Consider the following 6,000-nt stretch of genomic DNA (forward strand, 5'->3'; position numbering starts at 1 on the left):
ACCCACTTCATAGGGAAATGTTATCTATATTACAAAACTTCATGATATAATTTATCTGATATCAACGCAGCATACTTTGATAAGTTTAAGCAAGTATAGTCATGCAATTAACTAATAAAAAATGGGGATCGCCTAGCCTGCTTAAATTTGGGAAAATTCCCACTGAAAAAAACTGCGGATAGTCATGCATAGAGCGGCAAGGAAAAACGCTGCCGCCCAAAAGCTTTGCGGATGTGCTTTCGTTTGTATAGCGATCGCATTGATGCGCGATCGCGTGTGCGATCGCAAGAACGGCGGGCGATTTGTGCCCGGAGCGCTATAAGCTAAAATAAGGTTGCTCGTTTGCTTGACACTTCGGTAAGGGTCAGGTTTAACTGAGCCTCCCCATTAAACACTGTCCCAACCGAACCTTGATTGAATTGAACAAAATCTAACTTTGGGTTTGATTTGGGCAGAGTGGTAGTTGACGTAGACAAACAGTGGACGAGACAGCGGTTGATATAGATTTTTATCCATCGCTTGAGGTAAAGGCATCCAGAAGGCGATCGCCTCCTATATAGCCCTTGGTCATCCTACCTCAAAGTGCAGCAACAGATAATGAACGCAGTTGCCATTGTTTGGTTGAAACTTCCAGGTCTTTGATTAACCCGGTGCGTATATCCACCACCCAGCCATGAACCTCAGGCGCTTTTTGTTGTGCCAGTGACTGACGCATTATGCTAGTTTGGTAGACATTTTTAACTTGCAGCATCACATTCAACTCTGCTAAACGATTCAAGCGTTCTTCTTGTGTTGGCAAAGCATTAATTTCGTCTTGTTTTTGTAAATATATTTCTCGAATTGGATTCACCCAATTATCTATAAGTCCAATTGTTCTGCTTTCTAAAGCTGCCTTAATTCCACCACAACCGTAGTGACCGGCAACAATAATATGTTTTACCTCAAGATGGACAACTGCGTATTCTAAAATGGCTAAAAAGTTCATATCCGTGAGAGAAACTTGATTGGCAATATTGCGATGGACAAATAACTCTCCGGGTTCTGTGCCGGTAAATCTTGTTAAAGCTAGACGATCTGAACAGCCAATGTAGAGATAAGGCGGTTTTTGTCCAGTTGCCATTTTTTCAAAGTAAGTGTTGTCTAGGGCTTGTTTTTGTGCAACCCAAGCCCGATTATTTTTGATGATTTGTTCAATGCTGTTATATTTCATAATCTAATCGTCGAATAAATGTCGTTGATTGTTGACATTTTTGGTGAATTATGAATTAAGTTATGTTTAAAGGTTCTTTAAACATAACTTAATTGAGGATTCATTTATGTTGAAATACCTCGTCAACAGTACAAGAAATCGCTTGTGAAAATCTGAAAGAAACACGTAAAAAAAAATCAGCATCAGTACAAGAAAGATGCTGTGCAAAGTTTTAACCTCACGGTTAGTAGCCTTCGGTTTTGTTTAGGTGTGTGATAATATGCGTTACTTTGCACTCATCAGGCTGGGTGTGTGTGGTGCGATCGCAACTTTTGCATTCCTCCGAATCCTAGCAGCCAAACTAGCAATATAATCGAGTGGATGCAAAATATTGTCCACAGACAACCGGTCAATGCATAGGCGATCGTACAGGCTAAACCCAACAATGCCGTTAATGCAAGGAAAACTGGCTGAAAAAAGGTGGGAATTCCCGCTTTATAAAAGGTTTTGGCATTGAACGGATGATAAAGGACAAACAGCAGTAAACAAAATGCTGCCCACAATGACCACGTTACCCAATTGACTAGTTCTATGGGGTGGGGAAGCATCAAAACGCGAAATACTAACTCTTCCAAAAAAGCGGGAATTATCGAAGCTCGAAATGCTGTAAATAGCCGATTAGGTAAGTTGATGGGGGAAAGATTAAAGCGCAAAAATCCAGAAAAGAAGCCCAACGGTAGAGCGATCGCGCTATAAATCAATAATGTCACTCCTACTATCAGCCAATCTTGTTGGTTAGGTATGACAAAAGACCCTAATACACGGTTGAGCAGAATCGGGATCGGTGCAACATTGGTAAAGGGAAGCTTCAATCTGCCAAGTACTGCCGTTGCTTCCTCTGGAATAATATCCTGCTGCCATCCCCCAATTTGGTTGCTTCGCAGAAACCAGAGTTTTGCATTTTGGCTTAAGAAGATACTAGCAAGTTCATCGTGCGCTTGTCGGGGTAACATTGTCCGCCAACTTGTCAGCGCTGCCCAGATGCTACGCTTTTGAGATAGCTTTGGCTCTTCTTCGTTACCGATTCCGCTTAAAGCAGATGCATTGCTTTCCCAATCAGCGCGGACTATCCCCAAAGGACTCAATTGCCGTTCTAAAGATGAACCGAGAGAAACTAGCTTTTCAAAGCGAAAAGTTTGCGGATCGTTAGGATGAGCGTTGAGCCACTTCTGAATTGCCGGATTTGAAGTAACTTGCTGTTCGATAACTTTCAAGGTAATGTAAAGTGCTTGACTGGCATCTTGAACGCAAGAAGTAGCTGGGCTAACTGTTGCACTTCCCGTTCCATCTCCGACTCGATAACGAGCCATCATAATCTGCAACTGCCGGGTAAATTCCTGCAAGGGTGAAAGCTTAATGCCACCAAAATCATAATCTTGCGTCACAGGTTCAAACTTGACGATAACATCAGAAACCGGTCGCGTTGCAGCCCATCCCCATTGAAAGTTACCCATATAGTTTGCCCAGCGGTGTGTCCCGGATATCATCGCATCAGGACTGTGAGCGTAAACTTGATGATATTTGATGTCAAATCGTAAATCTTGCGTGAAGGGGTCGCGAACTACTTCAGCTACTCCAAAGGCAAAGTGTCCGGGGACAGTGTTGGCTAAACGCATCAGCCCACTCATTTCACCTTGTTTGCCGCCAATACCGCCAAATAGGTGCATGACGATCGCTTTATCTCCTGGTTTCCAGTTTGATAGCGCTTGCAGCGGTTGGGCTACTGTCGGATCGAGTAAAACTGTTTCAATCTTGCCTTTGTTTTGCTCGGTATTGCGCCAATTATCTACTTTAATGTATTTTAGCCCTGCGGATGTTCCCAACAATACGCGATCTGGTTCTATTTTAAAGAGCGATCGCGGTGCGACTGCTTGAGTAACAAACATACCTTTGGCATCTCTTGCACCGTATATATACCACCCTTCTTTGCCTGCGGGAGATGCTTCTATTTGGCGCGAAGTAGATGAGAAAAATGCCCGTGAATCTAAAACTTGCTGAGGAATCCTGACTGTTCCCTCTGGTCCGTCAAAGTTACCGGATGCCGGATTGTAATGACGAATGCGGAAATATTCGCTCGGACAGGGGCGCGTTCCCGGACAAAATTTTGGAGCAGGGTAGGTGCTGTTTGCTACTTCTGGCTTGAGAATTTTCACTAAAGCGTAAAAGCGTCCGGTTGCCTGGATTGGTTCTTGCTCAATTTGCAGAACTGGTTTACCATCACTACCCGTCACGACATCGGCACGGTCTAAGGTAACAATCATATCATCATTCGGTTTCGCACCAGCGAGTGACTGTAGCGGTCCGACACCAAGACGACCATTGAGGCGGTTTGGATGAACTATGCCTTTATTTTGACTCTTGATAGTGCCAGGAGTAAAACGCACATTTCTACTTGTGGTTTTTACGTAAGAGTTTTGCTTATCTTTCCATTGCAAACGAACGACTTGACCGATGAGGTTTTGCGCTTGTGCTGGTGCATGTTGAACTAGTAACCACGACCAGTCCGATTTTGCGTCTATCTGCTCTTTCTTGGGTAGAATCAGTTTTCCTACCCACTCACCGACAGGTCGATAGAGTTTTAAGTTTTCGGATGGCTTGATTGGGTAAAATTCAGGCTGATTAAATTCTTGCCGTCTATGAATGGTGTAATTGCTTTCGCGTTTGACTATCTGTTGCGGTCTTGGGTAAAACAGAAAGATAGCGATCGCACTGACAATCAAGAGTAATAAAAAACTCCAAAATCGTAAAGAGCGCGTCTTTACCCTCGGCTTGATTGATGATTGCTTGCCCTGCATAGAAGCTACATAGTTAGTTTTTACATAGCATCAGCGAAAACGCGGAGCAAGTGCAACTTTTTTATTTCATCTTAATATGATTTGAGTAGTGTTAGGAAAAGTTTGCATTTGAGATTACTCAGTATCGGGGATACCAAGCGATCGTAATCTTGCTTTTAACTGTTCTACCTGCGCTTGTGCTTCTTCTGCGCGTTGACGTTCAGCTTCTGCACGTTGACGTTCTTGTTCTGCTTGTGCTTCTGCTTGCTGCCTTGCGACAACTTCTTGCCGTAGCGCTTGTGCTAGTTCACCAGGAATCAGCAGCTTTTCTGCTGTATCCTCTCGATAAAAATTAATTAGCCGTCCCTCAGCTTGTAAGCGCAATTTTAACGGTTCGCTACGATTATCAGATATTGGTTCGTAAATCTCTCCCCGCAAACGATAACCGCGTAATTGTTCTTCTTGCCACTCGCGTTTTGGGTCAAATAGCCAGTATTCTTTAACTCCTAACTGTTCGTAAAGAGTCTTTTTAAAGATTTGGTCTTGGTCTTTAGTGCCGCTGGATGTCATTTCAAAAATAACACTGGGTACTTGACCTTCTTCCCAGATTTTATAATTGTCTCGACCTCCGGGTGTGACATCAAAAATCACCATTACATCTGGGGCAACCCGCAATTTAGGATATCCCTGAGCGTAATACATAAATTGATTTGCTAAAACAGTTGCCTGAGTATCTGCTAAATACTGTTTTAATACTTCCAGGGTGGTTAGCAAAACATAAAGGTGATCGTAAGTTTCTGCCACGGGTTCACCATCAGCACTGGGGTAGAAAATTTCCGATTGAGCGACAGGTAAAATAGCTGTCATAGTTGTATTCGGTGCTACGAGTTTATTTTAGACGAATTGAGAATGTAGTGAGCGCTTCAGCGCTCTTGACGACTACGTGTTATTCAGTATTGTAGTTAATGTTTCAGCGCTTAAGCGCCGACTACGTGTTATTTCGTATTTTATCGGCTTGCAATAAGTAATCAGATAATTCACAAAATCCTGCACCTTCAGCAGCAGTGGTGATATAAACAGGTTGATGCTGCAATTGATTGGCATATTCGATCACATTCGCTACACCCACAGAAACGGGAAAATAACGTTGATCGAATAAACTTTCATCATTGGGACTATCGCCAACGGTGACAACAGTTTCAGGTGAATAACCAGGAAAGTATTCTCGCAATACCTGCAATAATCCTACAGCTTTATCTTGCCCTAAGGGTTTGATGTGACATTGTACGTTGCTGTAGGTGAATCCCCAACTCAGTTGTTGACAGAGATTATTTAAGGAAAGCAGTTCACCTGAAGTCAATGAAGCTACATCAAAAGTCCAGTCAGTGATGCGAAAGCGATTGTCGGCAGATTCTCGGATTTGGGGAAAATGTGTTTGTAATTGGGCAAAAGCTGCGGCTAAATGTTGACGATGGGCAACTAAATCGGGAATCGGCGTTAAAGCGACAGTCTCGCTATTAGATGAATAGAATATACCGCCATTTTCGGCGATCGCACCAGCGATCGGCATCAAGCTACTTAGTCCACTCACCCAGCCGGCGGAACGTCCAGTAACAATTACTACTTTGATTCCAACTGCCGCTAAATTCTCCAAAGCTTGCAATAAGGCAGAAGTAAATTTACCTTGTTGCGTTAGGGTGCCATCCATATCTGTAGCAATCAGACGAATATTGCTAAAAGAATTGATTGGGGCATTGGGCAATGGGCATGGGGCATTGGGCATGGGGAATGGGGAATGGGGAGAGGGGACAAGGGGGACAAGGGGGACAAGGGGACAAGGGGACAAGGGGACAAGGGGGAGAAATATTTCTTCTTTCTTACCCTTTCACGGCAGGTGCTACAACGGGGCGGCACGTTTTGGGGGGAAGCTTCCCCCCAAAAGCTGCCTTGGGAACCCCCGCAACGCACTGCCTCCCC

6 protein-coding genes are annotated in these 6,000 nt (G+C 43.8%); 2 read left to right on the forward strand and 4 right to left on the reverse strand.

The annotated features are described in order from the left end of the window. Positions 1–184 precede the first annotated feature (184 nt). A complete protein-coding gene (locus PI95_RS26645) occupies positions 185–322 on the forward strand; it encodes a hypothetical protein (RefSeq protein WP_163519221.1) in 138 nt (45 codons plus the stop codon). A 255-nt stretch (positions 323–577) separates the two neighbouring features. Here the strand turns inward: PI95_RS26645 and PI95_RS26650 are convergent, their stop codons facing one another. The 4 genes from PI95_RS26650 to PI95_RS26665 all read right to left on the reverse strand — a co-directional run bounded on the left by PI95_RS26650 (position 578) and on the right by PI95_RS26665 (position 5,806). Then, complete coding sequence (locus PI95_RS26650) at positions 578–1,210, reverse strand: carbonic anhydrase (protein WP_039743449.1); 633 nt, start codon at positions 1,208–1,210, stop codon at positions 578–580. Positions 1,211–1,488: 278 nt separating this feature from the next. Next, the gene (locus tag PI95_RS26655) at positions 1,489–4,044 is read right to left on the reverse strand and encodes a CPBP family glutamic-type intramembrane protease (RefSeq protein ID WP_039743446.1); all 2,556 of its coding nucleotides are present in this window, start codon (positions 4,042–4,044) and stop codon (positions 1,489–1,491) included. A gap of 114 nt (positions 4,045–4,158) precedes the next feature. Then, positions 4,159–4,890, reverse strand: a complete 732-nt coding sequence (locus PI95_RS26660; protein ID WP_039743444.1) for a Uma2 family endonuclease — start codon at positions 4,888–4,890, stop codon at positions 4,159–4,161. Positions 4,891–5,011: 121 nt separating this feature from the next. Continuing rightward, positions 5,012–5,806 (reverse strand): HAD family hydrolase, encoded by a 795-nt coding sequence (locus PI95_RS26665; RefSeq protein ID WP_052324890.1) that lies wholly within the window; start codon positions 5,804–5,806, stop codon positions 5,012–5,014. A 5-nt stretch (positions 5,807–5,811) separates the two neighbouring features. Between PI95_RS26665 and PI95_RS26670 the strand changes: the two genes are divergently transcribed. Next, the coding region (locus PI95_RS26670) for a hypothetical protein (protein WP_201280617.1) at positions 5,812–6,000 on the forward strand (189 nt) is incomplete at its 3' end.

The organism is Hassallia byssoidea VB512170 (assembly GCF_000817785.2).
GTDB lineage: Bacteria > Cyanobacteriota > Cyanobacteriia > Cyanobacteriales > Nostocaceae > Hassallia > Hassallia carrinoi.

Coding starts and splice junctions, on each gene's coding strand:
- PI95_RS26650 (WP_039743449.1), bottom strand. CDS start 1,210: ATGAAATATAACAGCATTGAACAAATCATCAAAAATAATCGGGCTTGG.
- PI95_RS26665 (WP_052324890.1), bottom strand. CDS start 5,806: ATGCCCAATGCCCCATGCCCATTGCCCAATGCCCCAATCAATTCTTTT.
- PI95_RS26660 (WP_039743444.1), bottom strand. CDS start 4,890: ATGACAGCTATTTTACCTGTCGCTCAATCGGAAATTTTCTACCCCAGT.
- PI95_RS26655 (WP_039743446.1), bottom strand. CDS start 4,044: ATGCAGGGCAAGCAATCATCAATCAAGCCGAGGGTAAAGACGCGCTCT.
- PI95_RS26645 (WP_163519221.1), top strand. CDS start 185: ATGCATAGAGCGGCAAGGAAAAACGCTGCCGCCCAAAAGCTTTGCGGA.